At 72.3% G+C, this 25705-nt stretch carries 24 protein-coding genes; 18 read left to right on the forward strand and 6 right to left on the reverse strand.

Annotation, left to right across the window (positions count from 1 at the left end; genetic code table 11):
- Positions 1-12: 12 nt before the first annotated feature.
- The 4 genes from K7957_RS03830 (at position 13) to K7957_RS03845 (ending at position 5994) form a co-directional block, all read left to right on the forward strand.
- Positions 13-2931, forward strand: a complete 2919-nt coding sequence (locus K7957_RS03830; protein WP_223010621.1) for a TonB-dependent receptor — start codon at positions 13-15, stop codon at positions 2929-2931.
- Positions 2932-3008: 77 nt separating this feature from the next.
- Positions 3009-4091: an L-glyceraldehyde 3-phosphate reductase gene (gene mgrA, locus K7957_RS03835; protein WP_223010622.1), complete on the forward strand. Its 1083-nt coding sequence runs from the start codon at positions 3009-3011 to the stop codon at positions 4089-4091.
- 97 nt (positions 4092-4188) lie between these two features.
- The gene (locus tag K7957_RS03840; protein ID WP_223010623.1) at positions 4189-5193 is read left to right on the forward strand and encodes a zinc-dependent alcohol dehydrogenase family protein; all 1005 of its coding nucleotides are present in this window, start codon (positions 4189-4191) and stop codon (positions 5191-5193) included.
- Positions 5194-5415: 222 nt separating this feature from the next.
- Positions 5416-5994 carry an alpha-ketoglutarate-dependent dioxygenase AlkB gene (locus tag K7957_RS03845; protein ID WP_223010624.1) on the forward strand — a complete coding sequence of 193 codons (579 nt, stop codon included), beginning with the start codon at positions 5416-5418 and terminating at the stop codon, positions 5992-5994.
- An 18-nt stretch (positions 5995-6012) separates the two neighbouring features.
- Here K7957_RS03845 and K7957_RS03850 read toward each other — a convergent pair whose 3' ends face one another.
- Entirely contained in the window at positions 6013-7329 is a 1317-nt protein-coding gene (locus K7957_RS03850) for a chloride channel protein (protein ID WP_223010625.1), read from the reverse strand.
- Between the two features lie 113 nt (positions 7330-7442).
- Between K7957_RS03850 and K7957_RS03855 the strand changes: the two genes are divergently transcribed.
- Positions 7443-7799, forward strand: a complete 357-nt coding sequence (locus tag K7957_RS03855; protein WP_223010626.1) for a PilZ domain-containing protein — start codon at positions 7443-7445, stop codon at positions 7797-7799.
- Position 7800: 1 nt separating this feature from the next.
- Positions 7801-8205 carry a PilZ domain-containing protein gene (locus K7957_RS03860; protein WP_223010627.1) on the forward strand — a complete coding sequence of 135 codons (405 nt, stop codon included), beginning with the start codon at positions 7801-7803 and terminating at the stop codon, positions 8203-8205.
- Between the two features lie 338 nt (positions 8206-8543).
- On the opposite strand, the gene K7957_RS03865 is transcribed toward K7957_RS03860, so the two are convergent.
- Positions 8544-8738, reverse strand: a complete 195-nt coding sequence (locus tag K7957_RS03865; RefSeq protein ID WP_223010628.1) for a hypothetical protein — start codon at positions 8736-8738, stop codon at positions 8544-8546.
- 116 nt (positions 8739-8854) lie between these two features.
- Positions 8855-9334: a flagellar basal body-associated FliL family protein gene (locus K7957_RS03870; protein WP_223010629.1), complete on the reverse strand. Its 480-nt coding sequence runs from the start codon at positions 9332-9334 to the stop codon at positions 8855-8857.
- A gap of 110 nt (positions 9335-9444) precedes the next feature.
- Between K7957_RS03870 and K7957_RS03875 the strand changes: the two genes are divergently transcribed.
- The 10 genes from K7957_RS03875 (at position 9445) to K7957_RS03920 (ending at position 19570) form a co-directional block, all read left to right on the forward strand.
- Complete coding sequence (locus K7957_RS03875; RefSeq protein ID WP_223010630.1) at positions 9445-10143, forward strand: endonuclease/exonuclease/phosphatase family protein; 699 nt, start codon at positions 9445-9447, stop codon at positions 10141-10143.
- The gene (locus K7957_RS03880) at positions 10140-12443 is read left to right on the forward strand and encodes a patatin-like protein (protein WP_246616629.1); all 2304 of its coding nucleotides are present in this window, start codon (positions 10140-10142) and stop codon (positions 12441-12443) included. The genes K7957_RS03875 and K7957_RS03880 overlap by 4 nt, the downstream gene beginning before the upstream one ends.
- A gap of 357 nt (positions 12444-12800) precedes the next feature.
- Entirely contained in the window at positions 12801-13157 is a 357-nt protein-coding gene (locus K7957_RS03885) for a hypothetical protein (protein ID WP_246616630.1), read from the forward strand.
- Positions 13157-13831 carry an orotidine-5'-phosphate decarboxylase gene (gene pyrF / locus K7957_RS03890; RefSeq protein WP_223010631.1) on the forward strand — a complete coding sequence of 225 codons (675 nt, stop codon included), beginning with the start codon at positions 13157-13159 and terminating at the stop codon, positions 13829-13831. The genes K7957_RS03885 and pyrF overlap by 1 nt, the downstream gene beginning before the upstream one ends.
- 334 nt (positions 13832-14165) lie before the next feature.
- Complete coding sequence (locus K7957_RS03895) at positions 14166-14804, forward strand: phosphoribosylanthranilate isomerase (RefSeq protein WP_223010632.1); 639 nt, start codon at positions 14166-14168, stop codon at positions 14802-14804.
- Positions 14801-16054, forward strand: a complete 1254-nt coding sequence (gene trpB, locus K7957_RS03900; protein ID WP_223010633.1) for a tryptophan synthase subunit beta — start codon at positions 14801-14803, stop codon at positions 16052-16054. Before K7957_RS03895 ends, trpB begins: the two co-directional genes overlap by 4 nt.
- Positions 16051-16860 carry a tryptophan synthase subunit alpha gene (gene trpA, locus K7957_RS03905; protein WP_223010634.1) on the forward strand — a complete coding sequence of 270 codons (810 nt, stop codon included), beginning with the start codon at positions 16051-16053 and terminating at the stop codon, positions 16858-16860. The genes trpB and trpA overlap by 4 nt, the downstream gene beginning before the upstream one ends.
- Positions 16857-17720, forward strand: coding sequence for an acetyl-CoA carboxylase, carboxyltransferase subunit beta (accD, locus tag K7957_RS03910; protein WP_223010635.1), 864 nt, complete (start codon positions 16857-16859; stop codon positions 17718-17720). The genes trpA and accD overlap by 4 nt, the downstream gene beginning before the upstream one ends.
- Positions 17721-17737: 17 nt before the next feature.
- Positions 17738-19066: a bifunctional folylpolyglutamate synthase/dihydrofolate synthase gene (locus K7957_RS03915; RefSeq protein ID WP_223010636.1), complete on the forward strand. Its 1329-nt coding sequence runs from the start codon at positions 17738-17740 to the stop codon at positions 19064-19066.
- Between the two features lie 69 nt (positions 19067-19135).
- A complete protein-coding gene (locus K7957_RS03920; protein WP_223010637.1) occupies positions 19136-19570 on the forward strand; it encodes a DUF6628 family protein in 435 nt (144 codons plus the stop codon).
- 166 nt (positions 19571-19736) lie between these two features.
- Here the strand turns inward: K7957_RS03920 and K7957_RS03925 are convergent, their stop codons facing one another.
- Together K7957_RS03925 and K7957_RS03930 are read right to left on the reverse strand one after the other, a co-directional pair.
- Positions 19737-21071, reverse strand: a complete 1335-nt coding sequence (locus K7957_RS03925) for an AmpG family muropeptide MFS transporter (protein ID WP_223010638.1) — start codon at positions 21069-21071, stop codon at positions 19737-19739.
- Positions 21072-21772: 701 nt separating this feature from the next.
- Positions 21773-22216: a response regulator gene (locus tag K7957_RS03930; protein WP_223010639.1), complete on the reverse strand. Its 444-nt coding sequence runs from the start codon at positions 22214-22216 to the stop codon at positions 21773-21775.
- Between the two features lie 96 nt (positions 22217-22312).
- On the opposite strand from K7957_RS03930, the gene K7957_RS03935 reads away from it, so the two are divergent.
- Positions 22313-23740, forward strand: coding sequence for a pseudouridine synthase (locus K7957_RS03935; RefSeq protein ID WP_223010640.1), 1428 nt, complete (start codon positions 22313-22315; stop codon positions 23738-23740).
- Complete coding sequence (gene rsmD, locus K7957_RS03940; RefSeq protein WP_223010641.1) at positions 23737-24276, forward strand: 16S rRNA (guanine(966)-N(2))-methyltransferase RsmD; 540 nt, start codon at positions 23737-23739, stop codon at positions 24274-24276. The genes K7957_RS03935 and rsmD overlap by 4 nt, the downstream gene beginning before the upstream one ends.
- A 7-nt stretch (positions 24277-24283) precedes the next feature.
- Here rsmD and K7957_RS03945 read toward each other — a convergent pair whose 3' ends face one another.
- Positions 24284-25579, reverse strand: coding sequence for an MFS transporter (locus tag K7957_RS03945; RefSeq protein ID WP_223010642.1), 1296 nt, complete (start codon positions 25577-25579; stop codon positions 24284-24286).
- Between the last annotated feature and the right edge of the window lie 126 nt (positions 25580-25705).

Below are 25705 nucleotides of genomic sequence, written 5' to 3' on the forward strand. Positions count from 1 at the left end.
GGGAGAGTGGCGATGACGCAGCTGCAGCACGGGCGCGGCAAGATCCTGGCCGGCGCGAGCCTGGCCGCCCTGCTCATCGGCGGCCAGGCTGCGGCGCAGGACGCCACCGCCCCGGTCGACGGCACGCAACGGTCCTCCACCGCCTCGCCCGACCCGCAGGCGGTGCTGTCCGACCCGTCGCAGCAGCCCGGCGAGACCGGGCAGCCCGACGGTCCCGCCACGTCGAGCGGCGACATCGTCGTGCGCGGCGTCCGCGGCAGCCTGCTCCGCTCGATCCAGGCGAAGCGCAACGCCGACACCATCGTCGACGCCATCTCCTCCGAGGAGCTCGGCAAGTTTCCCAACCGCAACGTCGCCGAGGCGCTCGCCAACATCCCCGGCGTGACGGTCGGACGCGACGGGCGCGGCGAGGGACGCGACATCACCGTACGCGGGCTCGGCTCGAACTTCGCGATCACCACGCTCAACGGCCGCATCCTGCCAACCGATGGCACGGATCGCTCGTTCCAGTTCGACGTGCTGCCCTCGGAGATCATCTCGGGCGCCGAGGTGAAGAAGGCGGTGCGCGCCTCCGAGCTGGAAGGCAGCATCGGCGGCAACGTCGACCTGCGCACCGCGCGCCCGCTCGACCGCCCCGGCTTTCACGCCTCGGCCGCGCTCGAGGGCCAGTATAACGACCTGGTCGACAAGGGCGGCTACAAGGCCAGCGGCGTCGTCAGCACCACCTTCGCCGACGACACGATGGGGCTGCTGGTCGGCGCCAGCTACAACAAGTACAAGTTCCGCACCGACAATCTCGGCGAATATTCGATCACCGACGGGACCGAGGCGGGCTATGGCATCGACTTCAACCGCGACGGCAAGGTCGATCCGAACACCGCCGGCCCGGCCTATATCTGGCCCGATTACTACAGCGTCGGCTATGTCACCGGCGAGCGCGAGCGGATCGGCGCGGCGGGCGCCTTCCAGTGGAAGCCGTCGAGCCGCTTCGAGCTGACCATCGACGGCGTCTACAGCCATTTCGACGTCACCCAGCACAATTACCGCTCGTCCAACTATCTCAACCCGCTGGGCGACGACGGTGCGCCGCGCTGGGACCCGGCGTCGATCTCGGTCGACCGCAACAACGTGGTCACCGGCTTCGCGATCAACGACCTCGTCTCCGAGGTGCTGACCACCGACGAGCCGCGGCAGAGCCAGACCTATCAGATCGGCGGCCGCATCGACTGGCGACCGGTCGACCAGCTCAAGCTCGCCTTCGACGGCTATTACGGCAAGGCGACCAACACGACCGGCGGTCGCAACCGCTTCGTCGTCGCGGGCGTCCCCGGCGCCGCCGCGACCTTCGCGACGCGCGACAACGGCCTGCCCGACCTCGCCATCACGCTGCCCGGCGGACGCACGATCGATCAGGCCACCAACGACGACTATCGCGCGCATTACATCGGCATCCAGGGCCAGGACGTCGCGGACGAGATCAAGAGCGCGAAGGTCGACGGCGAGTATCGCGTCGACAACGGCGCGTTCAAGGCGATCAGCTTCGGCGCCGCCTGGACCGACCGCCGCAAGAACGTCACCACCGTCGACAACCAATACACCACGTCGTGCAATTATTGCGGCTATCCGTTCACCTTCGGCCAGATCGGCGCCGACGTGGTGCGCCCCGGGCAGGCCAATATCCTCGACAAGCTGCCCGGCAACTTCCCGCGCAACTTCCCGACCTTCGACATCGACACCTATCTCGCCGCGCTGCCGCGCGCGGACAACAACCCCGCGGTGCTCAATCCCAACAGCTGCCTCGACCCGAGCGGCGCGACGATCCCGGGCTGCGCGCTCTCGCCCTACCCCGCCGGCTACTCGACCCAGGTCATCCAGGACGACCTGCCCGCCTCCTACCGGATCCGCGAGCGCACCTGGGCGGGCTATGTCCAGTTCAACCTCGCCGGCGAGCGCTGGCGCGCCGACGTGGGCGGGCGGCTGGTCGCGACCAAGGTGTCCTCGGTCGGCTACGGCGCCTCGATCGCGACGATCATCCCGCGCGCGGGCACGCAGGACAATGCGGTGGCGTTCAACCCGGTCGAGCCGATCACGGGCGGCGGCGACTATCTGCGGCTGCTCCCCGCCGCCAACTTCGCCTATGACCTGACCGACGGGCTGCGCGTTCGGCTCGCGGCGTCGCAGGCGATCTCGCGCCCGACCTTCGCCGAGCTGTCGCCCGCCAAGGACGCCACCTCGGCGCAGTCGGGCACCTATATCATCTACGACGCGGGTAATCCGAACCTGAAGCCGACCGAGGCCAACCAGCTCGACCTGTCGCTGGAATATTACCCGTCCAACCGCCTCGCGCTGACCGCGGCGGCCTTCTACAAGCACATCACCAACTTCGTCTCGACCGTGCCGGTCGACGTGGTGGTCACGCCGACCGCGCAGCCGGGCAACCAGCAGCAGGATTTCAACTTCGTCGAATATCAGGTGCGCAACGGCGACAGCGCCGACGTCTACGGAGTCGAGGTCGGCGGGCAGTATTTCCTCGACAACGGCTTCGGCGTGCAGGCGAACCTCACCTACAATCGCTCGCGCGCCACGTCGGGCGACGTCACCACCGACCTGCCCGGCGCGATCCCCTTCTCCGCCAACGGCAAGTTGTTCTACGAGAACCACGGGATCGGCGCGCAGGTGTCGTACAGCTTCCAGTCGCGCTTCACCTACGCGCAGTCGGGCAACCTCGCCTACCTGCCGGTGAAGGAGGATCCCTATCACGAGGTCTCGGCGACCCTGTCCTATGACCTGAGCAGCCACCTCACCGTCTACGCGCAGGGCTCGAACCTGCTCGGCCAGGCGGTCAAGCGCTTCAACGACCTGCGCAACGTGCCGAACTTCTACGAATATTCCGGCCGTGCCTTCTTCTTCGGCGTGCGCGGCAGGCTGTGACGAGCGGGGGGCGGCGGAACCCGTCCCGCCGCCACGGGCGTTAGGGGCGCCGTTACCCGGTCGTCACGGAGCCCCGCATGCCCTACCCCGCCCTTTATACCGCTGATTTGAAACGCTATGATGGGCGCATGCCGTATCGCCGCGTCGGCCGTAGCGGGCTGCGGCTGCCCGCGGTCAGCCTCGGCCTGTGGCAGAATTTCGGCGGCAGCGACGTGTTCGAGACCGGCCGCGCGATCCTGCGCCGCGCCTTCGACCGCGGCGTCACCCACTTCGACCTCGCGAACAATTACGGGCCGCCCTACGGCTCCGCGGAGGAGGCGTTCGGCCGCGTGCTCGCGACCGACTTCGCCGCGCACCGCGACGAGCTGATCGTCTCCACCAAGGCGGGGTGGGACATGTGGCCCGGGCCGTACGGCGACATCGGCTCGTCGCGCAAATATCTCATCGCCAGCTGCGACCAGAGCCTGCGCCGCATGGGGCTCGACTATGTCGACATCTTCTACTCGCACCGGGTCGACCCGACCACGCCGCTGGAGGAGACGATGGGCGCGCTGGTGCAGCTGCACCGCCAGGGCAAAGCGCTGTACGTCGGGATTTCCTCCTACGAGCCCGGCCTGACCGCGCGCGCCGCGGCGATCCTGGCCGAGGAGAAGGTGCCGCTGTTCATCCACCAGCCGAGCTACTCGATCCTCAACCGCTGGATCGAGCGCGGCCTGCTCGACACGCTGGAGTCGCTCGGCACCGGCTGCATCGCTTTCTCGCCGCTGGCGCAGGGTATGCTCACCGACAAATATCTGCACGGCGTGCCCGAGGGCGCGCGCGCCACGCGCGGCGGCTCGCTCGGCCAGTCGCTGCTGAGCGAGCAGAATCTCGCCGCGATCCGCGACCTGAACGCGATCGCCTCCGCCCGCGGCCAGACGCTGGCGCAGATGGCGATCGCCTGGGTGCTGCGCGACCCGCGCGTCAGCTCGGCGCTGATCGGGGCGCGCACCCTCGCGCAGCTCGACGACTCGCTCGACGCGGTGAAGCGGCTCGACTTCGCCGAGGACGAGTTGGCGCGGATCGACTCGGTCGCGCGTGACGGCGGCCTCAACCTGTGGGCGGAATCGTCCGACATCGTCGCGCTCCCCGCGGCGCAGGGCGTGCCCGCCTCAGCGTAACGACCCTCGAAGGCACGCGCGGCGGTGCTTGAACCCGCGCGCGGCGACACGACATCGCCGCCCGCTCATCCGACAAGCGAAGCATGAAGGACCTGACATGAAGGCCATGACGATCGGCGCCCCGCCCACCCTCGACTCGCTCGGCTTCACCGAGCGCGCCGACCCCGGCGCGCCCGGCCGCGGCGAGATCCGCGTCGCGCTGCACGGCAGCTCGCTCAACTATCACGACCTCGGCGTCGTCACCGGCGGCATGGCCGCGGGCGACCGGGTGGTCGCGCTCGCGGACGGCGCCGGCACGGTCGAGGCGGTCGGCGAGGGCGTCACGGAGCTCGAGGTGGGCGACGCGGTCGTCTCCTGTTTCTTCCCCGACTGGCAGGACGGCGCGCCGACCATCGGGGACTTCCGCCGCACGCCCGGCGACGGCATCGACGGCCACGCCACCGAGGCCGTCGTGCGACCCGCCACCGCCTTCACGCGCGCACCCAAGGGCTATGACGCGGTCGAAGCGGCGACGATCACGACCGCGGGGCTCACCGCCTGGCGCGCTTTGGTCGGCGAGGGCGCGCTCAGGGCGGGCGACACGGTGCTGCTGCTCGGTACCGGCGGCGTCGCGATCTGGGGGCTTCAGATCGCCAAGGCGATGGGCGCGACCGCGATCGTCACGTCCTCCTCGGGCGAGAAGCTGGAGCGCGCACGCGACCTCGGCGCCGACCATGTCGTCAACTATCGCGAGGTGCAGGACTGGGGCCGCGCGGTGCGCGACTGGAGCGGCGGCGGGGTCGACCACGTGCTCGAACTCGGCGGCGCGGGCACGCTGACCCAGTCGATCGAGGCGGTGCGCGTCGGCGGGCAGATCGCGCTGATCGGCACGGTCGCGGGGGTGACCGGCGACGTGCCGACCGCGGCGCTGATGGGCAAGCAGGCGCGGCTGCAAGGGCTGATCGTCGGCTCGCGCCGCCAGCAGCAGGAGTTCGTCCGCGCGATCGAGGCCACGGGCATCCGCCCGGTGATCGACCGCCGCTTCCCGCTCGAACGGCTGCCCGACGCCTTCCGCTTCCAGCAGTCGGCCGGGCATTTCGGCAAGATCGGGATCGAGTGGTGATCGATCGCCACTTGAAAGCCTAGGAAAAACAACCATCTTCGCGTCATCGTCAACAACGGGAAGGAGGTGATCGAATGTCTCATTGTCACAAGCCGGTTACGGCACAGGGCGCGGGCATGATCGCTTCTGCGGGGCATGCCGCCGCCTGACATATTGCCGGCCCCGGCCGACAATGGAGAGGCCGTCCCGCGAGGGGCGGCCTCTCGCTTATGTGAGAGCCCGATGGACGATCTCTTCGACCTGCCGCTGCTCCCCGGCCTGCGCAGCGTCGCCGCCTTCATCGGCGCGGACGAGGAGCGCGCCCTGGTCGAGCGGATCGACTCGCTCGCGCTCGCGCCGTTCCGCTTCCAGGGCTGGCTCGGCAAGCGGCTGACGCACAGCTTCGGCATTCATTATGATTTCGATCGCGCCGCTTTGGCGCGCACCGACCCGCTGCCGCCATGGCTCGCGGCGGTGCGCGACCGTGCCGAGGCGGCGATCGGCCTCGCGCCGGGCACGCTCGAGCAGGCGCTGCTGATCCGCTACGATCCCGGCGCGGGCATCGGCTGGCATCGCGATCGCCCACACTTCGACCACGTCGTCGGCGTCTCGCTCGGCGCTCCCGCGGCGATGCGCTTCCGTCGCCGCGTCGGCGAGCGGTTCGAGCGCCGCAGCGCGCCGCTGCCGTCGCGCGGGCTCTACCATCTCGCCGGCGAGGCGCGGTACGAGTGGGAGCACAGCATCGCCGCGATGGCGGCGACGCGCTGGTCGATCACGCTGCGCAGCCTGTCCGAGCGCGGGCGCGCCGCTGTCGGCGGCTGAGCAGAGACCAGGTGAGCTTCAGGGCCGTGCGAAGGTGCGCGCCAGCCCGTGGTACAGCTTCTCGCGACACACCAGGCTGCTCGCCCCGTCGGCGAGGAAGGCGGCGGCGAACATCGGCAGCATCAGCCCGCGGCTCGCGGTCGTCTCGGAGAGGATGATCACCGCGGTCAGCGGCGCGCGCACCACACCGGCGAAATAGCCGACCATGCCGAGGATCACGATCGCCGAGGCGGGCTCGTCCGGGAAGAGCGGGCGCAGCAGGTTGCCCAGCCCGGCCCCCACCGCCAGCGACGGCGCGAAGATGCCGCCGGGCAGCCCCGCCACCGCGGTCGCCAGCGTCGCCAGGAACTTGGCGGGGCCGAACCACAAAGGCGCGTCGACCCCGACGATCATCGCGCGCGCCGCGTCATAGCCGGTGCCCCAGGTCAGCCCGGTGGCCACACCGAGGCCGCCGACCACCACGCCGCAGAGCGCCGCGAAGGCGACCGGGCGCTGCTTCGACCAGATCGTCAGACGGCTGCGGCCGGTGGCGAGCGCGAGCATCAGCCGCGCGAACAGCCCGCCGCTCAGCCCGCCCGCGATCCCCGCGACCGGCACCGCCAGCAGCGCCGGGCCGAGCGTGAGATGCGCCCCGATCACGCCGAAATAGACGTAGTCGCCCTGCACCGACTGGGCGACCATGCCAGCGATCACGATCGCCGCGATCACCAGCAGCGTCACGCGCTGCTCATAGGCCGAGGCGAGCTCCTCGATCGCGAACAGCAGTCCGGCGAGCGGCGTGTTGAAGGCCGCCGCCACGCCCGCCGCGCCGCCCGCGATCAGCACCGCGCCGCGCAGCGGCACGCGCAGCAGCCGGTGGCTCAGCCCCATCACCGCCGCGGCGATCTGCACCGTGGGCCCCTCGCGCCCGACCGAGGCGCCGCCGAGCACCGCCGCGAGCGTCAGCGCCGCCTTGGCGGTGACGGTGCGCAGCGAGACGAGCGAGCCGGTGGCGCGCTCCGGGTCCTGCTGCGCGACGATCACCTGGGGAATGCCCGACCCGCGCGCGAGCGGCACCCAGCGCCGCGTCAGCCACACCAGCATCGCGAACAGCAGCGGCGTGGTGAGCAGCGGGAGGTAGCGGTAGCGATGCGCATAATGCGCGAACAATCCGCCCGCGGCGTCGGCGGCGAGCGCGAACAGCGTGGCGGCGACGCCGATCGCGACCGCGCCGGTCAGGATCGCCAGCCGCGTGCGGAAGCGCACCGAGCGCGGCCCCTGGGCGCGGAGCAGCGCGCGATAGCGCCGCGCGGTCCAGCGCCGCTGGCCGGCGGCGGGAGTGCGCATGTCGGACATTCCCCGCTCCTACTGCGCCGGGCCGAAAAGGCCAGCCCCGTCGCCCGCGCGTGTTACGGCCTGTTAAGCCTATTGAGCGATAAGCGGATCATCGTGCGGCAAGTGGACGGGACGTGGAGCAAGTGGGCGCAGGCGGCGATGACGTGTGGCTGGAGGCGGCCTCGTGGAGCGACAACCGCCGCGAGCTGCGCGTGCCGACCGCGCTCGCGGGAAGCCTGCGCCTGTTCCTGGGCGAGAGCGAGTCGGTCCAGGTCGTCGACGTCTCCAACCGCGGCTGCCGGCTGCGCGGTGTCGCGCTCAAGGCGGCGCAGCGGGTGTGGCTGCGCATCGGCGAGCTCGAGACTCTGGTCGGCACGGTGGCATGGTGCGACGACGGCGAGGCGGGGATCCGCTTCGAGCAGCGTCTGCCGCGCGCGGTGATCGTGCTGCTGTCGGGCGGGGCGCCCGACGACGGCTACGAGGACATCTGAGGTGAGCGGCCCGGTCAGCAGCGACTCGCCCGCGCGCGAGCTTCAGCCGCGCGCCGAGCGACATCGCGTCATGCTGGGCGCGCTGATCGAGCGCTTCGGCCACGGCGGCGCGAGTCGCCACCGCGTGCGCGACCTCTCGACGACGGGCGTGCGGGTCGACCAGGCCGAGCGATTGCAGCGCGGCGCTACCGTTCTGGTGACGGTAGGCTCGCTCGCCGCGGTGGGCGCGACGGTGGTATGGGTCGACCAGGGTGCCGCCGGGCTCCGCTTCGCTCAACCGATCGATCCTGACGAGGCGCGTTCCAAGACCTTCGTCGCCAAGCCGAGCGCGCCGGCTCGCCCGCGCGAGGAACCGCTCGGCAATGCGGGCTGGCTCGGCCATATTCGCGGCGCCTACGACCGCTGAGGCAAAGATGATGGATGAGAAGGTGCTCCCGCGGACGCAGGAGCTTAGTCTCATACGATCATGACGCTGAGGATCACGGCCTCTGCCGGCGCAGCGGGGCGACTCAGCCGATCATCGTTGTCACGGCCGGCGGCGGCAGGACCAGACCAGCGCGGCCATGCTGCCGATCACCGCGGCCAGCGCGGTGATCAGCGGGGCGTCGAGCAGGATCATCGGGCATCTCCTTCCACGCGCTCGGACATAGCGCGCGGCGGGGATGTAGGACAGAACATATTGAGAACATTGCGCTTGCGAGATGATGCGGCGGCGGCCGCGCGGGCGCTGCGGCGTGGCGCCGGCTACACGCTCTCCGGGCGCTCCTCCGCCATGCGATGCTGCCCGCGCGCGCGCGCGGCACTGCGGATGAGATGCTCGCTCATCTGCATCGCCACCTCCGCGCTGACGTTGAACGAGCGGCCGCAGCTCGACTCGATCACCACCACGCCGTCGCGCGCGGCGACCTGCGGCACGCTGGTGCAGACTCTGGCGCTCACCCTCAATCTCCGGTTCGTCGCGGCGCGCGGCGCCGCCCGCGGCGCACCCATGTGCGCCATCGAACTGTCACGAACCGGCGGAGCACCGAGCCGTTCCACGACGCGTCGCTTCCAGCTCACTGGTCGTCGCTACCGCCCTGCACGATGAAGTCGGTGAAATAGGCCGCGTCGACGTGCCCGTGATAGCCGTCCGCGGCGAGCTGGCGGTTGACCGCGCCCGTGATCGCGCGGAGCAGCTGCTGCTTGCCCGCGTCGGTCATGTCGGCGGCCTCGCTGGCCTCACCGAACGCGAGGATCATCGCCGAGCGCAGCGCGGGATCGTCGCGCCGCAGCGAGTCGAGCACGCCCGGGTCGCGCGTGCTCACCGACACGCCCGCCTGGACCACCGCGCCGGTATCCTTGACGTTGACCGTCAGCGGCGGATCGAACGCGTAGAACTGCACCGGCTGCACCGTCGGCGGCGCGTCCGCGCGCACGTCCGACTCGACCGCCGCGGCGACACCGTCACGCGACATCACCACGCCGCCGGCCGCGCCCAGCCCGATCACCAGCACTGCCGCCACCGGCACCAGCGCCAGCTTGATCCCTCGCTTCATCCCGCGTCCACCCGCTGTCTCAGGGAACATCGTAGCGCCAGGTGATTACCGTCCCGCTAAGCAGCACCCGCGACTGCAACCGCGGGGTGGGCCGACTCGTTACGCGTGCGATGAAGCTCAAGGTCGCCAGCTACAACATCCGCAAGGCGATCGGCACGGACCGACGTCGCAACCCCGAGCGGATCCTTCAGGTCCTCCGCGAGATCGACGCCGACGTGGTGGCGCTGCAGGAAGCCGACCGCCGCTTCGGCCAGCGCGCCGCGGTGCTCACCCCGCACCTGCTCGAGGAGCACAGCGACTGGCGCTCGGTCGGGCTGGGCATGCGCGCGACCAGCATGGGCTGGCACGGCAACGCGCTGCTGGTGCGCAAGTCGGCGGCGATCCTCGACTGCCAGCAGCTCCACCTGCCCGCGCTCGAGCCGCGCGGCGCGGTCAGCGTCGACGTCGACGTAGGCGGTGCGGCGGTGCGCGTGATCGGCATGCACCTCGATCTCTCGGGGCTTTGGCGGCGGCGGCAGGCGGCGGCGATCCTCCAGCACGCCGCGCACCGCGCGCCCGGCCCGGCGACGGTGATGATGGGCGACCTCAACGAGTGGAGCCGCGCCTCGGGCTGCCTCAGCGACTTCGCGCGCGACTTCCATTTCGCCGAGACGGGGCCGAGCTTCCACGCGCGCCGGCCGATCGCGCGGCTCGACCGCATCATGGTGTCGCGCGTGCTCCGGGTCGCCGCCTGCGGCGTCCACCAGTCGCCCGCGTCGCGAATCGCGTCGGACCACCTGCCGATCTGGGCCGAGATCGTCGCCGCATGAGCGCGGCGGCCGTGCGCGAGAAGGAGCTGCGGCTCGCGCTCGTCTGCTACGGCGGGATCAGCCTGGCGGTGTACATGCACGGCATCGTCAAGGAAGTGTGGCATCTCGCCCGCGCCAGCCGGGCCGCGCACGACGGAACGCCCTGCGACGGCGCCAGCGCGCACGTCTATCGCGCGCTGTTGGACGAGATCGAGGCGAGCGCGGGATGGCGCGTGCGCGTGCTGCCCGACATCGTCGCGGGCGCCAGCGCGGGCGGGATCAACGGCGTGTTCCTCGCGCAGGCGATCGCGAGCGGCCAGTCGCTCGACCCGCTCACCGATCTCTGGCTCGACGGCGCCGACGTCGAGCGGCTGATCGACGCCGAGGCGGCGCCCGCCTCGCGCTTCTCCAAGGTCTGGGCGCTGCCGCTCGCCTGGATGGCGGCGGGGCGCAGCGCCGACCAGCTCGAGGCGCTCGACGAGGCGACCCGCGACGAGGTGCGTGCCAAGCTCTCGCATTTCGTGCGCTCGCGCTGGTTCGAGCCGCCCTTCTCGGGCGAGGGCTTCACCGATATGCTGGTCGACGCCTTCGAGGCGATGGCCGAGGCGCCGCGCGGGCCGCGGCTGCTGCCGCCGGGCCAGCCGCTCGACCTGTTCGTCACCGTCACCGACTTCGGCGGCCATCCCGAGCGGCTCCGGCTCCACTCGCCGCCCGAGGTGATGGAGACCGAGCACCGGCTGGTGCTGCCGTTCAGCGATCACGGCGTCGCGCGCGACACGCTCGCCGCCGTGCCCGAGCTCGCCTTCGCCGCGCGCGCGACCTCGAGCTTCCCCGGTGCCTTCCCGCCCTTCACCGTGGCCGAGCTGGACCGGGTCCTGCGCGCGCGGCGGCGGCGCTGGCCGGGCCGGCGCGACTTCCTTGAGCGGGTGCTGCCGCGCCACGTCGCCGCGCGCGCCGCCGAGCGGGCGGTGCTGATCGACGGCTCGGTGCTCGCCAACGCGCCGTTTCGCCCCGCGATCGACGCGCTGCGCGAGCGGCCGGCGAAGCGCGAGATCGATCGTCGCTTCGTCTACGTCGACCCGTCGCCCGGCCACAAGCTGACGCTCGGCGCGGGCGGCGCCGGGACGCCCGGCTTCTTCCAGACGATCCTCGGCGCGATCAGCGAGCTGCCGCGCCAGCAGCCCATCCGCGACAATCTCGAGGCGCTCGCCGAGCGGTCGCGACGGATCGAGCGGATGCGCGCGATCACCGAGGCGATCCGGCCGCAGGTCGACGCCGCGATCGACGAGCTGTTCGGGCGCACCTTCTTCCTCGACCGACCGACCCCCGCGCGGCTGGTGGCATGGCGCCGCCGCGCGCAGGAGGCCGCGGGCGAGCGCGCCGGCTTCAGCTATGTCGGCTACGGCCAGCTCAAGGCGGCGGGCGTGGTCGAGTTCATCGCCGCGCTGCTCCACGCCGTCGGCGGCGCGCCCGGAGCGCAGCGGTGGAGCCGCACGCGCCAGCGGCTCGACGCCGCGCTCGCCGCGCGCGGGCTCGGCGCCGACGCGGTCCATGCCGGCGGCGCGAGCGAGGCGATGGTCGCCTTCCTGCGCACCTTCGACCTCAACTTTCGCGTGCGGCGGCTGCGGCTGCTCGCGCGCCGGCTCGGCGAGCTGGAGCCTGAGGCGAGCGCCGCGGCGCTCCGGCCACTGCGCGACGCGATCTACGCCTCGCTGACCGACTATCTCGCCGCCAAGCGCACCGACACGCACGCGGCGCTCCGGCGCGAGGTGCGCGCGCTGCGCGACGACGCGGGGCCGCTACTCGACGCCTTCGCCGCCTCGCTCGACCTCACCGCACGCGACGCCGCCACCGACGCGCGCATAGCCGCCGCGCTGGCCGCGGTCCCACGCGAGATACGGCGGCCGATGCTGCTCATCTATCTCGGCTTCCCCTTCGTCGACGTGGCGACGCTGCCGCTGCTCCAGGGCGAGGGGCTCGACGAGTTCGACCCGATCAAGGTCGATCGAGTCTCCCCCGACGACGCCCGCTCGATCCGCTCGGGTGGCGCGGCGGCGACGCTGAAAGGCATTCAGTTCAACAGCTTCGGCGCCTTCTTCAGCCGCGCCTATCGGGAGAACGACTATCTCTGGGGGCGGCTGCACGGCGCCGAGCGGATGATCGACATCACCGTCTCCGCGCTGCCCGAGGCAACGCGGCTGCGCGCGGGACGCGTCGCCGCGATCAAGCGCGCCGCGTTCCGCGCCATCCTCGACGAGGAGGAGGCGCGGCTGACGCACTCGCCCGGGCTGGTCGCGGCGCTGCGGCGCGAGGTGGGGTGATCAGGTGAGCAGGGGCGCGTTTCCTGCCCCCGAATGTTGCTCACGCCATCGTCCTCACCGCCCTCTCTCGTCATCCCCGCGAAGGCGCGGATCCAGACGCGCCGACGTGGCGGCAAGAAGGTGAGGCGTCGGTGTGTATGGATCCCCGCCTCCGCGGGGGATGACCGAGGGGAGCCGGAGACGTTGGACGTTTGCGGAAGCGCGCTTCACCGAAGCGTCCAGGGCATCCATACGGCGGGTACCCACGTCGCCTTCCATGCCCCCTCCCCCTTCCGAGCCGAATCAGTCCCATTCCGCGCCGCCGCGGTGTGCCACCGCGCACTGGTAAATTCCGGACGCGCCGCCTAGCGTGCCGCCATGCAGTTCCTGAAGCTCCTGTTCTGGTGCCTGATGGCGTTCCTCGCCGCGGTGTTCACCTTCGGCAACTGGACCAACGTCTCGATCCAGCTGTTCGGCGGCCTGGTGGCGGAGGTAAACCTGCCGCTGCTGCTGCTCACCACCTTCCTGCTCGGCTTCGTGCCGACGCTGGTCTACCAGAGCTGGCTGCGTTTTCGCCTGCGCCAGCGGCTCACCGCCGCGGAACGGTCGCTCGAGACCGAGCGCGCGCTCGCCGCCGCGCGCGCGGGCGAGCCGGCCGCGCCGGGCCTTGTCGTCCCGGTCACGCCGCCGCCCCCGGCCGCGATCCCCACCGCCGTGCCGCCGGGAGTCGCGTGATGAGCAGCCGCGTCTATGTCGCGCTCGACACGCCCGATCTCGCCCGCGCCCAGGCACTCGCCGCCAAGGTCCGCCATCATGTCGGCGGGATCAAGCTCGGGCTCGAGTTCTTCTGCGCCAACGGTCCCGCCGGGGTGCGGGCGCTCGAGGAGGTCGGCCTGCCCGTCTTCCTCGACCTCAAGCTCCACGACATCCCCAACACCGTCGCCAAGGCAGTGCAGTCACTCGCGCCGCTCGCCCCCGCGGTGCTGACCGTGCACGCGGCCGGCGGGCGCGCGATGCTGGAGGACGCCAAGGCCGCGGCGCATCCCGACACCAAGGTGGTCGCGGTGACGATGCTGACCAGCCTGGACGAGCGCGACCTCGCCGACACCGGCGTCGGGGGCAGCGCGCACGATCACGTGCTGCGCCTCGCCGTGCTGGCGCGCGCGGCCGGGCTCGACGGCATCGTCTGCTCGGGCGCCGAGGTGCGCGCGGCCAAGGCGGCGTGGCCCGACGGCTTCTTGGTGGTGCCCGGCGTCCGGCCGGCGGACGGCGCGGCCGGCGACCAGAAGCGCGTCGTGACGCCGCGCGAGGCCGCCGACGACGGCGCCTCGATCCTGGTGATCGGCCGACCGATCACCCAGGCCGACGACCCCGACGCCGCCGCGCGCGCGATCGCCGCGACTCTGTAGGACTCCCGGGGCGCGGTGGCGCGGCTCGCAGCTATCTTGGCGTAGGACCGGCCCTCGCCCACTCCTGCCGTCATCCCGGACGTGGTCCGGGATCCACCATGCCGCATTCTCTGCAGGCGTTACTCTCGCGGAGGCATGGATCCCGGACCAAGTCCGGGATGACGGTTGATCGAGTTCGGGAGGACGGGTGGGAACGTCCGCGCCGACGGCCTGGACGGGGGGCCGCCGGCGCGAGAACCTCGCCGACCGTGCCCCGGTCGTCTCGTCTCCCGCCACCACGTGGCAATCCCGCCTCGCCGCGCCTATGTCGCCGCCTCCACCACCCGAGTCCCCCATGCCCGTCACCGCCAAGATCTGCGGCCTCTCCACGCCCCACACGCTCGACGCCGCGCTCGCCGGCGGCGCGAGCCATGTCGGCTTCGTCTTCTTCCCGCCCTCGCCGCGCCACCTCGCGTTCGACCGGGCCGCCGCGCTCGCCGCGCGCACCGGGGACCGCGCGCGCCGCGTCGGCGTCTTCGTCGATCCGGCGGACTCGCTCGTCGCCGAGGCGGTCGCGGCGGCGCGGCTCGACGCGATCCAGCTCCACAAGGTGACTCCGGCGCGCGCCGCCGCGCTGCGCCGCACCGCGGCGGTGGAGACCTGGGTCGCGCTCGCGGTGAAAACCGCCGCCGACCTCGCCGCCGCCCCGGCCTATGCCGGCGCCGCCGACCGGCTGCTCTACGACGCCAAGACCCCCGACGACGCCGCGCTGCCCGGTGGCATGGGCGTGCGCTTCGACTGGCGGCTGCTCGACGGCGCGCGGCACCCTCTGCCCTGGGCGCTGTCGGGTGGGCTCGACGCGGACAATGTCGCCGAGGCGGCGGCGCGCACCGGCGCGCGGCTGGTCGACGTCTCCTCCGGCGTCGAGCGTGCGCCCGGCGTCAAGGACGTGGACAAGATCGCCGCCTTCCTGCAACGGGTCGCCCGACTATGACCGACACGCTCACCCCCGATCCCGCGGCGCGCGCCAACAGCCTGCGCCAGCAGCCCGACACGCGCGGCCATTTCGGCGATTACGGCGGCCGCTACGTCGCCGAGACGCTGATGCCGCTGATCCTCGAGCTCGACCGCGCCTATCGCTCGGCCAAGGAGGACCCGGCGTTCAAGGCGCAGTTCGACGATCTGCTCGAACATTACGTCGGCCGCCCCTCGCCGCTCTATTATGCCGAGCGGCTGACCGAGACGCTGCGCCTGAGCGCGGAGCCGGGCATGGGCGCGCAGGTGTGGTTCAAGCGCGACGAGCTCAATCACACCGGCGCGCACAAGATCAACAATTGCATCGGCCAGATCCTGCTCGCGATCCGCATGGGCAAGACCCGGATCATCGCCGAGACCGGCGCAGGCCAGCACGGCGTCGCCACCGCCACGGTGTGCGCGCGCTTCGGCCTGCCCTGCGTGATCTACATGGGCGCCAAGGACGTCGAGCGGCAGCAGCCCAACGTCTTCCGCATGAAGCTGCTCGGCGCCGAGGTGCGCGCGGTGGAGAGCGGCGCGCGCACGCTCAAGGACGCGATGAACGAGGCGCTGCGCGACTGGGTCGCCAACGTTCACGACACCTTCTACATCATCGGCACCGCCGCCGGCCCGCACCCCTATCCCGAGCTGGTGCGCGACTTCCAGAGCGTGATCGGGCGCGAGGCGCGCGCGCAGTTGCTCGACCGCACGGGGCGCCTGCCCGACCTGCTCGTCGCCGCGATCGGCGGCGGGTCGAACGCGATCGGCCTGTTCCATCCCTTCCTCGACGATGACGTCGCGATGCTCGGCGTCGAGGCGGCGGGCGAAGGGCTTGAGGCCAAGCATGCCGCCAGCCTCGCCGGCGGCTTCCCCGGCGTGCTCCACGGCAACAAGACCTATCTGCTCCAGGACGAGGACGGCCAGATCGCCGAGGCGCATTCGATCTCGGCCGGCCTCGACTATCCCGGCATCGGCCCCGAGCACGCCTGGCTCAAGGACATCGGCCGCGTCGAGTATACCGCGGTGACCGACCGCGAGGCGCTCGACGCCTTCCAGCTGCTGTGCCGCACCGAGGGCATCATCCCGGCGCTCGAGCCGTCGCACGCGATCGCCGCGGTGGCGCAGCGCGCCAAGCACATGCCGGCCGACCGCATCATCCTCGCCAATCTGTGCGGGCGCGGCGACAAGGACATCTTCACCGTCGCCGAGGCGCTGGGAGTGAGCATGTGACGCGGCTGTCCGACGCCTTCGCCAAGGGCCGTGCCGCGCTCGTGTGCTTCGTCACCGCGGGTGACCCCGACGCGGGCGCTACTCCCGCGATCCTCGACGCTTTGGTCGCGGGCGGCGCCGACGTGATCGAGCTGGGCATGCCCTTCACCGACCCGATGGCGGACGGGCCCGCGATCCAGGCGGCGAACATCCGCTCGCTCGCGGCGGGCACGCGCACCGCCGACATCCTGCGGATCGCGACCGGCTTCCGCGCGCGCCACCCGCACGTGCCCCTCGTACTGATGGGCTATGCCAACCCGATGCTGCGCCGCGGCCCCGCGTGGTTCGCCGCCGCGGCGCGCGACGCCGGGGTGGACGGCGTGATCTGCGTCGACATCCCCGCCGAGGAGGACGAGGCGCTCGGCCCGGCGCTGCGCGACGCGGGCGTGGCGATGATCCGCCTCGCCACGCCGACGACGGTGGGCGAGCGGATCGGCGAGGTGCTCGCGGGCGCGGACGGCTTCCTCTACTACGTCTCGGTCGCGGGCATCACCGGCAAGCAGCAGGCGGTGCAGGCGTCGATCGAGGAAGCGGTGGCGAGGCTCAAGGCGGCGACCGACCTGCCCGTCGCGGTCGGCTTCGGCGTGCGCACCCCCGAACAGGCCGGCGCGATCGCGCGCGTCGCCGACGGCGTGGTGGTCGGCTCCGCGATCGTCGAGCTCGTCGCGCAGCACGGCGCGGCCGCGGCGGCGCCCGTCACCGCCTATGTCCAATCGCTCGCGGCGGCCGTGGCGGCCACCGCCGAGGCAAGAGAGATGACCGCATGAGCTGGCTCAGCAACGTCCGCAACGCGATCGGCGGCTTCGTCCCCGGCGCCAAGACGCAGGGCGCCGACACGCTCTGGCACAAGTGCAAGGGCTGCGGCACGATGGTGTTCACCAAGGAGCTGGAGGAGAACCAGTTCGTCTGCCCGAACTGCGACCACCACGAGCGCATCGGGCCGAAGCAGCGCTTCGCCTATCTGCTCGACGAGGGCAGCGCGGAGGTGCTGGCGCCGCCGCGCGCCGCCGAGGACCCGCTCAAGTTTCGCGACTCGAAGCGCTACGCCGACCGGCTCAAGGCGGCGCGCGTCAGCACCGGCGAGCAGGACGCCTTCGTCAACGCGCGCGGCACGATCCACGGCCAGCGCGTCGTGATCGGCGTGCAGGACTTCGCCTTCATGGGCGGCTCGATGGGCCAGGCGGTCGGCGAGGCGTTCGTCCAGGGCGTCGAGGCCGCGATCAGGGACCGCGCGCCGTTCATCGTCTTCACCGCGAGCGGCGGCGCGCGCATGCAGGAGGGCATCCTCAGCCTGATGCAGATGCCGCGCAGCACCGTGGCGATCCAGCTGCTCCACGACGCCGGCCTGCCCTATATCGTCGTGCTGACCGACCCGACCTCGGGCGGGGTGATGGCGGCCTATGCGATGCTGGGCGACGTCCAGATCGCCGAGCCCAAGGCGACGCTCGCCTTCACCGGCCGTCGCGTGATCGAGAACACGATCCGCGAGAAGCTGCCCGAGGATTTCCAGACCAGCGAATATTACCTCGAGCACGGGCTGATCGACATGGTGGTTCACCGTCGCGAGCTGCGCGACCGGCTCGCCACCGTGATCGGCTATCTCTGCGGCGAGCGCCGCGCCGCCTGAGGCGACGCGCCCCGCCGATGGCCGACCACGCCGTCTCCGCCGACCCGCGCGTCCAGGCGCAGCTCGACCGGCTGTGGGCGCTCTCGCCGGGCGCCGACGTGCTCGGGCTGGAGCGGATCACGCGGCTGCTCGCGCGGCTGGGCGACCCGCAGCGTCACCTGCCGCCGGTGTTCCACGTCGCGGGCACGAACGGCAAGGGCTCGACCTGCGCCTATCTGCGCGCCGCGCTGGAGGCGGCGGGGCACCGCGTCCACGCCTACACCAGCCCGCACCTCGTCCGCTTCAACGAGCGCGTCCGCCTCGCCGGCCGCCTGATCGCGGACGACGCGCTCGCCGCACTGCTGGCGGAGGTGCTCGACCGGGCGGGCGACCTCGGCGCGAGCTTCTTCGAGGTGACCACCGCCGCCGCCTTCCTCGCCTTCGCGCGCACGCCCGCCGACGCCTGCGTGATCGAGGTCGGGCTCGGCGGCCGGCTCGACGCCACGAACGTGGTCCCCGCGCCGCTCGTCTGCGGGATCGCCGCGCTGGGGATCGACCACCAGGCCTTCCTCGGGGACACGCTCGCGCAGATCGCGGCGGAGAAAGCGGGGATCGCCAAGCCAGGCACGCCGCTGGTGACGATGCGTTACCCGCCCGAGGCGGCCGCGCCCGTGGCGCGCGCCGCCGCCGCCGCGGGGGCGCCCCTGCTCGTCGAGGGTGAGGCGTGGCGGCATCGCGTGACCGACTCCGCCGTCGAGCTCAGCGATCGACGCGGCACCGTCACCCTCCCCCTCCCCGCGCTCCCCGGCGCGCACCAGGCGCACAATCTCGCGCTAGCCGCGGCGATGCTGCGCGCGCAGGACCGGCTCGGGCTCGACGAGGCGGCGCTCGCCGCGGCGGCGCGTGGGGCGCGCTGGCCCGCGCGGCTGCAGCGCCTCGCCGCCGGGCGGCTCACCGCGCCGCTCGGCGCCACCCCGGTGTGGCTCGACGGCGGCCACAATGAGTCGGCGGGGCGCGCGCTCGGCGCCGCGCTCGACCGGGTCGCCGGCGCGGGCGAGGCGCGCTCGCTCGCGGTGGTGCTCGGCATGCTCGCCAACAAGGACCCGCGCGGGCTGCTCGCGCCGATCGCGCACCGCGTCGGGCTGTTCGTCGCACTGCCCGTGCCGGGCCACGCGCACCATGACCCGGCCGATCTCGCCGCCCTCGCGCGCGAGATGGGCGTCCCCGCCGCGGCGACCGCTGGATCGATCACCGAGGCGGTCGCCGCCGTGGCGAACGCCGTCGCTGCGCCCGCCGCGGTGCTGGTGCTCGGCTCGCTCTATCTCGCCGGTGAGGTGTTGAGCGCGAACGACGAGCTGCCCGACTGACTCGCAAGTTTGCGATTGACTATCAATAGCGCGTGAACGACCCTGCGGGCCGATCGAGGAGTCGCCCGTATGTCCGAGCTGTCCGCCGCCGCCACCCTCCAGGCCCTGCCCTATGCCTTGCCCGAGTGCGGCAACGCCCGCGTCATCCTGTTCGCGATGCGGCGGATGGGCGCGCACGGTCTCGCCGACGCGCGCGCCGCGCACGCGCTGTTCACCGCCTTCGGCGAGGCGTTCCGGCGCCCGCTCACGCTGATCCGCGCGCTGATGGCGGACATGGCGGCCAATGCCGCCGCGCCGATCGCGATCGCGCCATGCTGCTGCGCGCGCATGACTCCCTCGGAGCAGGTGCTGCTGTCGATCCTGGCGCGCGTCGAGACGCGGGTGGAGAGCGCGCGGCTGCTGCTGCAGGACCTGCTCGGCCAGCGTCACGTCGACGGCGTGCTCGCCAGCGCCGCCGCGGTCGCCGCGGCCTTCGCCGACGAGGGGCGGCCGGTGTCGCTGTGAGGGTGAGGGTGGACTGCCCTTGCCCCTTTTCGTCATCCGGAACTCGTTTCAGGTTCCACCGTCCCGCGAGCGCCTCCGCACCTGAGTGCGCGGCATCGTGGATCCTGAAGCGAGTTCAGGATGACGCCAGAACGGGGAGCGACGCGCCATGTCCGCGCGATTGCCCCTACCCGCTCCGCCCGTCACGTGCGTCACCCGGCCCCTCGGTGCCGGCGCTGCCGACCGAGCGGTCGACCAGCCCCGAGCGTCCCATCCAGAAGAACAGCAGCACGCCGGGCAGCGCGGCCGCGACCGTCAGCCAGTAGAAGCCGACATAGCCGAACCGCTCCACCAGCGCGCCCGCGGTGGTGCCGGTGACGACGCGCCCGACGATGCTCGAGGCGGCGGAGATCAGCGCATATTGCGCGGCGGTGAAGCGCAGGTCGCACAACGCCGAGAAATAGGCCACCACGGTGACCCCGCCGATCCCCGAGGCGACGTTCTCGAACAGGATCGCGCCCGCGAGGCCGACGTTGCTGTGCCCCGCCGCGGCGAGCAGCGCGAAGCTGACGTTGGACACCGCCATCAGCACGAGGCTGAGCAGCACCGAGCGCTTCATGCCGAGCCGCGCGTACAGCCAGCCGCCGATGAAGATGCCGACGAGAAAGGCCCAGAAGCCGACCCCCACGTCGTACAAGGCGATCTCGTCGTTGCTGAAGCCGAGCGAGTCGAGCATCAGGCGCAGCACCAGCGAGCCGAGCGTGTCGCCGATCTTGTGGATCAGGATGAACAGCAGGATCACGGCCGCGCCCGGGCGCTGGAAGAATTCGGTGAACGGCTGCCACGTCGCCGCGAGCGCCTCCCCGATGCCGCGCCGGCGGACGGGGTCGCGGTGGCGTCGCGGCTCGCCCACCACCAGCGCCGCCAGCATCGCGGGCAGCGCCAGCGTCGCGCAGGCGCAATAGGCCGCGGCCCAGCCGTAGCGCGCGGCGATAATCAGCGCGAGCGAGGCCGCGCCGGCCGAGCCGATGCGCCAGCCATATTGGCTCATCCCCGACCCGACGCCGAGCTGGCGCGGCTCGAGGATCTCGATGCGATAGGCGTCGATGACGATATCATAGGTAGCGCCCGCGACACCGACGAGCACCGCGGCGACCGCGGTCGCGGCGATGCTCGCCCGCGGGTCGGCGAAGGCGAGATGCACCACCGCGGCGATCACCAGCGTGCCCGCGAACAGCAGCCACGAAACCCGCTGGCCCAGCCGCCCGATCACCGGCAGCCGCACGCCATCGACCACCCAGGCCCACAGGAACTTGAGATTATAGGCGAGGAAGGCGAGGCTGAAGGCGGTGACGGTCTTCTTGTCGATTCCGTCCTGCGCCAGCCGCGTCGTCAGCGTGGCGGCGATCATGGCATAGGGGAAGCCCGAGGACACGCCGAGCGCGAAGGCGGCGAGCGGCCCCCGCTCGACATAGGGCCTGATCCCGTCCCGCCAGGTCGTGCCGTCCGCGCGCGTCGCCATCAACTCGATCCGCTCCGTCCTCTGCCCCGCCGCGGCGCGCGCCGGACAGCGAGAGCTAGACCATCGCCGCCGCGAGCGGAAGGCGCGGTACGTGCGGGCTTGCGGCAGGGCGGTGCGGGTAGTGGACGGGGCGGAGGCGACGCATGAGCTTGAGTTCACGCGAAGACGCAGCGGCGGGACGGACCATCGCGCAGAGGCGCGAAGGCGCGGAGAGATCGGGCTCGCCGCGCAGCGGCTCCGATCCTCGGAGCCCTTTTCTGACGCGCGACATACGGAATGGACAGAACCCCTCCGCGTCTCTGCGCGAACAACCCTTCTTCTTCGCGTCGTCGCGTCTTGGCGTGAACGATTGCCATGAAGTCGGAGCCGTCACCTTCCGACGAGCAGAGTCGCAGCCAATCCCATGCCCATGCTGTCCTACACCCGCCCCCTCGTGGCAGAGGAGACGGATGCCGCCTCTCGCCATGGATCATGCGGTCGCGTCGACGTCGGCCGCCCGGACCTCACTCCAACATGACTCAACGTTCGCGGCGTCCGACAGCCGCGCCTCAGCTCAAATGGGAAGACGAGGGCGACAGCAAAATACAGTCAGAGCAAGATCTTATAAGCGGGATCTCACGCAGGATCTCCGCTCCACGCCAATGTTGAGTCGCGCGCGCGAACCGCGCCGGCGACTCAACATTCGCAACATTCGCGCGCGCTCAGGCGGTCGCGGCACCGCCGCCATGGAACAGTTGGAAGCCCCCGGGCAGCCGCCGCGGCGGCTTGCCCGCGACGCTCTGCTCGATCGCGACGATCGCGCCGAGGAGGTCACGCTGCGCGTAGGGCTTGGCGAGGAAGCCGGTCGCCAGCGTCGCCGCCTCGTCGGGGCAGGCGCCGGTGACGAACAGTACGGCGACGCCGCGCGCGCGCGCGACCCTCGCCACCTCCACGCCGCTGCCGTCGGCGAGCGTGACATCGACCAGCACGAGGTCGACCGGCGTCTCGGCGGCGAGCACCGCCAGCGCGTCGGCGACGCGGTCGACCGTCGCGACGATGCTATAGCCCTGGTCGGTGAGCAGATGCTCGGCGTCGAACGCCACCAGCGGCTCGTCCTCGACCAGGAGCAGCCGCTCGAACACCCGCTGTTTGCGTCCGAAGACCATATGCCCTCACCGTCGTTACGCCGGCACAACGCGCGGGCGGCCGCGCGGGTGCAAATAAATGCCGCTAAGTGCGCGATGATCGGCTAAGCGGCCGCGATGGTCGACCCCCATCCCGAAGCGCCCGCGGAGCGACGCGCCGAGCATCGTATCGCCAAGCTGCTCGCGCGCGCCGGTGTCGCCTCGCGGCGCGAGATCGAGCGGATGATCGCCGAGGGGCGCGTCGCGCGCGACGGCGTCGTGCTCGACACGCCCGCGACGCTGCTCGCCTCGCTCGACGGCGTCACCGTCGACGGCGAGCCGGTCGCGGCGCCCGCACCGGCGCGGCTGTTCCTGTTCCACAAGCCCGCCGGCGTGCTGACCACCGAGCGCGACTTCAGCGGCCGGCCGACGATCTACGACCGCCTGCCCAAGGACCTGCCGCGCGTGGTGCCGGTGGGGCGGCTCGACCTCAACACCGAGGGGCTGCTGCTGCTCACGACCGACGGCGAGTTCAAGCGCGAGCTCGAGCTCCCCGCCACTGGCGTCGAGCGCAGCTATCGGGCGCGCGCTTATGGCCCGGTGACCCAGGCGCAGCTCGAGGAGCTGATCCACGGCGTCGAGGTCGAGGGCGTGCGCTACGGCGCGATCGACGCCAATCTCGAGCGCCGCACCGGCGCCAACGTGTGGATCGAGATGACGCTGCGCGAGGGCAAGAACCGCGAGGTGCGGCGCGTGCTCGAGCATCTGGGACTGCGCGTCGGACGGCTGATCCGCACCCGTTACGGCCCGTTCGTGCTCGGCGACCTGCCGGTGGGCGGCGTCGGCGAGGTGCGCGCCGCCGATCTCGCGGGCTTCCGCCAGACGCTGCGCTCGCCCGCGGCGACGCGGCTGCCGGTCGAGCCGGTGACGGTGCGGGACCAGCGCGCCGGGCGCGAAGTGGGGACGCGCGCGGCAGGATCCGCGGGCGAGGCTCCGCGTGGCGCGCGGGTGGCGCGACCGATGGCGGGAACGAGCGAGCGGTCCGCTGCTGCGAGGCCGGCGCGAGCTTCCGCGCATCCCGGTGAGCGCACGGATAGCACGCGGGGCGCACGGCCGGCGCCGCCCGGCGCGACGCGCCCGACACGGCAGCCCCCCGGCGCGGGCCAGCGCGCGCGCGTGCGCGACGGCGGCGTCACGGCCGAGCGCCCGGCCCGCACCGACGATGACCAGCGCGCGCGCCGCGCTCCATCGCGCGCGGGCGCGCCGGCCGAGCGGTCGGTCCGCGCCGCCGAGGACCAGCGAACCCGTCGTGCCCCGTCGCGCGCCGGCGCACCGGTCGAGCGGCCGTCCCGCGCCGGCGAGGACGCGCGCACCCGCCGCGCCCCGCCGCGCACCGACGACGATCAGCGCGCCCGTCGCTCACCATCGCGTACCGGCACGTCGTCGCCGCGCGTGTCGGCCGGCGCGGACACCCCGCCGCCGACCCGCCCCGAGCGGCCCAAGCGCCAGCCGGGCTGGGCCAAGCCCAAGCCGCGCTCGGGGCCACCGCGCAAGGGGCGCCGATGAGGATCGTCGCCGGCAGCTGGCGCGGCCGCGCGCTCGTCGCCCCCGCGGGCGAGACGACGCGACCCACCGCCGACCGCACGCGCGAGGCGCTGTTCTCGATGCTGCTGAGCCGCGTCGGCAGCTTCGAGGGACTCGCGGTGGCGGATCTCTTCGCCGGCTCGGGCGCGCTCGGGCTGGAGGCGCTGTCGCGCGGCGCGCGCTCCTGCCTGTTCGTCGAGCAGGACAAGGCCGCGCTCGACTCGCTGCGCGCCAACGTGGCCAAGCTGGGCGCGACCGGCGCCGACGTGCGCGCGGGCTCGGTGCTCGCGCTCGGCCCCGCGACCGCGCCGCTCGACCTCGTGATGATGGACCCGCCCTATGGCACGGGCGCGGGCGCGGTGGCGGCGGACAAGCTCGCGCGGCTCGGCTGGATCGGCCCCGCCACCTGGGTCACGGTCGAGACCGCGCGCGGCGAGCCGGTGACGGCGACCGGGTTCGAAGCGGTGGTGGAGCGGGTCTACGGCCGCGCCCAGGTCACGCTGCTGCGGCTCGCCTGAGCGCGCGTCATGGTCCCTCGATCGGCACCGCCTCGACGTGGCGCGCCGGGCGCATGACCAGGAGCGCGACCAGGCTCAGCAGCGACATGGCGGCGAGGTAGACGCCGACGGGGGCGAGCCCGCCGCGCTGCGCCAGCGTCTGCGCCGCGATCGGGGTGAGCCCGCCGCCGATGATGCCTGCCATGTTGAAGGCGAGGCTCACCCCGGTATAGCGCACCCGCGCGGGGAACAGCCCGGGCAGCCAGGCGCCGAGCGGGCCGTAGACGAAGCCCATGACGAACAAGGCGAAGGCGAGCGTCGCGAAGACCGCGAGCGGCGCGCCCGAGCCGAGCCCCGGTACCAGCGCGAAGCCGGCGACCACCGCGCCGACGCAGCCCCAGCGCAGCACGTGCGCGGGCGAGCGCCGGTCGCTCCACTCGCCCGACAGCGCGATCCCGAGCGCCATGAACAGGATCGCGCCGAGCTGGAGCGCGAGGAACAGCTGGCGGTCGAAGCCGCGCGTCACCGCATAGCCGAGCGCGAAGGCGGTCGCGACGTAATAGACCGCGAAACACGCCACCGCGCCGAGCGTGCCGCCCAGTGCTTCGCGCCAATGATGACGCAGCAGCTCGCCGATCGGTACCGCGGGCGGCGGGCCTTCCTCGATCATCGCCGCGAAGGCGGGCGTCTCCGCGATCGTCAGCCGCACCCACAGCCCCAGGGCGATCAGCACCGAGGAGAGGAGGAAGGGCAGCCGCCAGCCCCAGGCCATGAAGGCCCCGCGGTCCATCGTCGCCCCGAGCAGCAGGAACAATCCGTTGGCGGCGATGAAGCCGACCGGCGCGCCGAGCTGCGGGACCATGCCGTAGCGGCCGCGACGGTGCGGCGGCGCGTTCTCCACCGCGAGCAGCGCCGCCCCGCCCCACTCGCCGCCCAGCCCGAAGCCCTGGCCGAAACGCAGCAGGCACAGCAGCAGCGGCGCGACATAGCCCGCTTGCGCGAAGGTCGGCAGGAAGGCGATCGCCATGGTCGAGCCGCCCATCAGCAGCAGGCTGGCGATCAGCGTCGACTTGCGCCCGACGCGGTCGCCGAAATGGCCGAACGCCCAGGCGCCGATCGGCCGCGCGAAGAAGGCCACCGCGAGGCTGCCATAGGCCGCGAGCAGCTCCACCGCGGGATCGCCGGTCGGGAAGAACAAGGGCCCGAACACGAGAGAGGCCGCGGTGGCGTAGATGTAGAAGTCGTAGAACTCGACCGAGGTACCGACCAGGCTGGCGAGCAGGATGCGGCGGTGGGACGCGGTCGTGGGCGGGGAGGCTGACATGGCGGCGGTCATCGAGCGAGGGTCGCCCCCGGGTCAACGAGAAAAGTTTGCCGCACGGTCACGAAAGGCTCTGCGACCGACACACAGCAGCAACGTTGCGGCGCTACATCGAGCATGCCGGCGCCG

The sequence above is a fragment of the Sphingomonas yunnanensis genome (genome assembly GCF_019898765.1).
GTDB lineage: Bacteria > Pseudomonadota > Alphaproteobacteria > Sphingomonadales > Sphingomonadaceae > Sphingomonas > Sphingomonas yunnanensis.

Coding starts and splice junctions, on each gene's coding strand:
- rsmD (WP_223010641.1), top strand. CDS start 23,737: ATGAGGATCGTCGCCGGCAGCTGGCGCGGCCGCGCGCTCGTCGCCCCC.
- K7957_RS03945 (WP_223010642.1), bottom strand. CDS start 25,579: ATGTCAGCCTCCCCGCCCACGACCGCGTCCCACCGCCGCATCCTGCTC.
- K7957_RS03840 (WP_223010623.1), top strand. CDS start 4,189: ATGAAGGCCATGACGATCGGCGCCCCGCCCACCCTCGACTCGCTCGGC.
- K7957_RS03930 (WP_223010639.1), bottom strand. CDS start 22,216: ATGGTCTTCGGACGCAAACAGCGGGTGTTCGAGCGGCTGCTCCTGGTC.
- mgrA (WP_223010622.1), top strand. CDS start 3,009: ATGCCCTACCCCGCCCTTTATACCGCTGATTTGAAACGCTATGATGGG.
- K7957_RS03935 (WP_223010640.1), top strand. CDS start 22,313: ATGGTCGACCCCCATCCCGAAGCGCCCGCGGAGCGACGCGCCGAGCAT.
- K7957_RS03875 (WP_223010630.1), top strand. CDS start 9,445: ATGAAGCTCAAGGTCGCCAGCTACAACATCCGCAAGGCGATCGGCACG.
- accD (WP_223010635.1), top strand. CDS start 16,857: ATGAGCTGGCTCAGCAACGTCCGCAACGCGATCGGCGGCTTCGTCCCC.
- pyrF (WP_223010631.1), top strand. CDS start 13,157: ATGAGCAGCCGCGTCTATGTCGCGCTCGACACGCCCGATCTCGCCCGC.
- K7957_RS03925 (WP_223010638.1), bottom strand. CDS start 21,071: ATGGCGACGCGCGCGGACGGCACGACCTGGCGGGACGGGATCAGGCCC.
- K7957_RS03870 (WP_223010629.1), bottom strand. CDS start 9,334: ATGAAGCGAGGGATCAAGCTGGCGCTGGTGCCGGTGGCGGCAGTGCTG.
- K7957_RS03880 (WP_246616629.1), top strand. CDS start 10,140: ATGAGCGCGGCGGCCGTGCGCGAGAAGGAGCTGCGGCTCGCGCTCGTC.
- K7957_RS03845 (WP_223010624.1), top strand. CDS start 5,416: ATGGACGATCTCTTCGACCTGCCGCTGCTCCCCGGCCTGCGCAGCGTC.
- trpB (WP_223010633.1), top strand. CDS start 14,801: ATGACCGACACGCTCACCCCCGATCCCGCGGCGCGCGCCAACAGCCTG.
- K7957_RS03885 (WP_246616630.1), top strand. CDS start 12,801: ATGCAGTTCCTGAAGCTCCTGTTCTGGTGCCTGATGGCGTTCCTCGCC.
- K7957_RS03895 (WP_223010632.1), top strand. CDS start 14,166: ATGCCCGTCACCGCCAAGATCTGCGGCCTCTCCACGCCCCACACGCTC.
- K7957_RS03830 (WP_223010621.1), top strand. CDS start 13: ATGACGCAGCTGCAGCACGGGCGCGGCAAGATCCTGGCCGGCGCGAGC.
- K7957_RS03920 (WP_223010637.1), top strand. CDS start 19,136: ATGTCCGAGCTGTCCGCCGCCGCCACCCTCCAGGCCCTGCCCTATGCC.
- K7957_RS03850 (WP_223010625.1), bottom strand. CDS start 7,329: ATGTCCGACATGCGCACTCCCGCCGCCGGCCAGCGGCGCTGGACCGCG.
- K7957_RS03915 (WP_223010636.1), top strand. CDS start 17,738: ATGGCCGACCACGCCGTCTCCGCCGACCCGCGCGTCCAGGCGCAGCTC.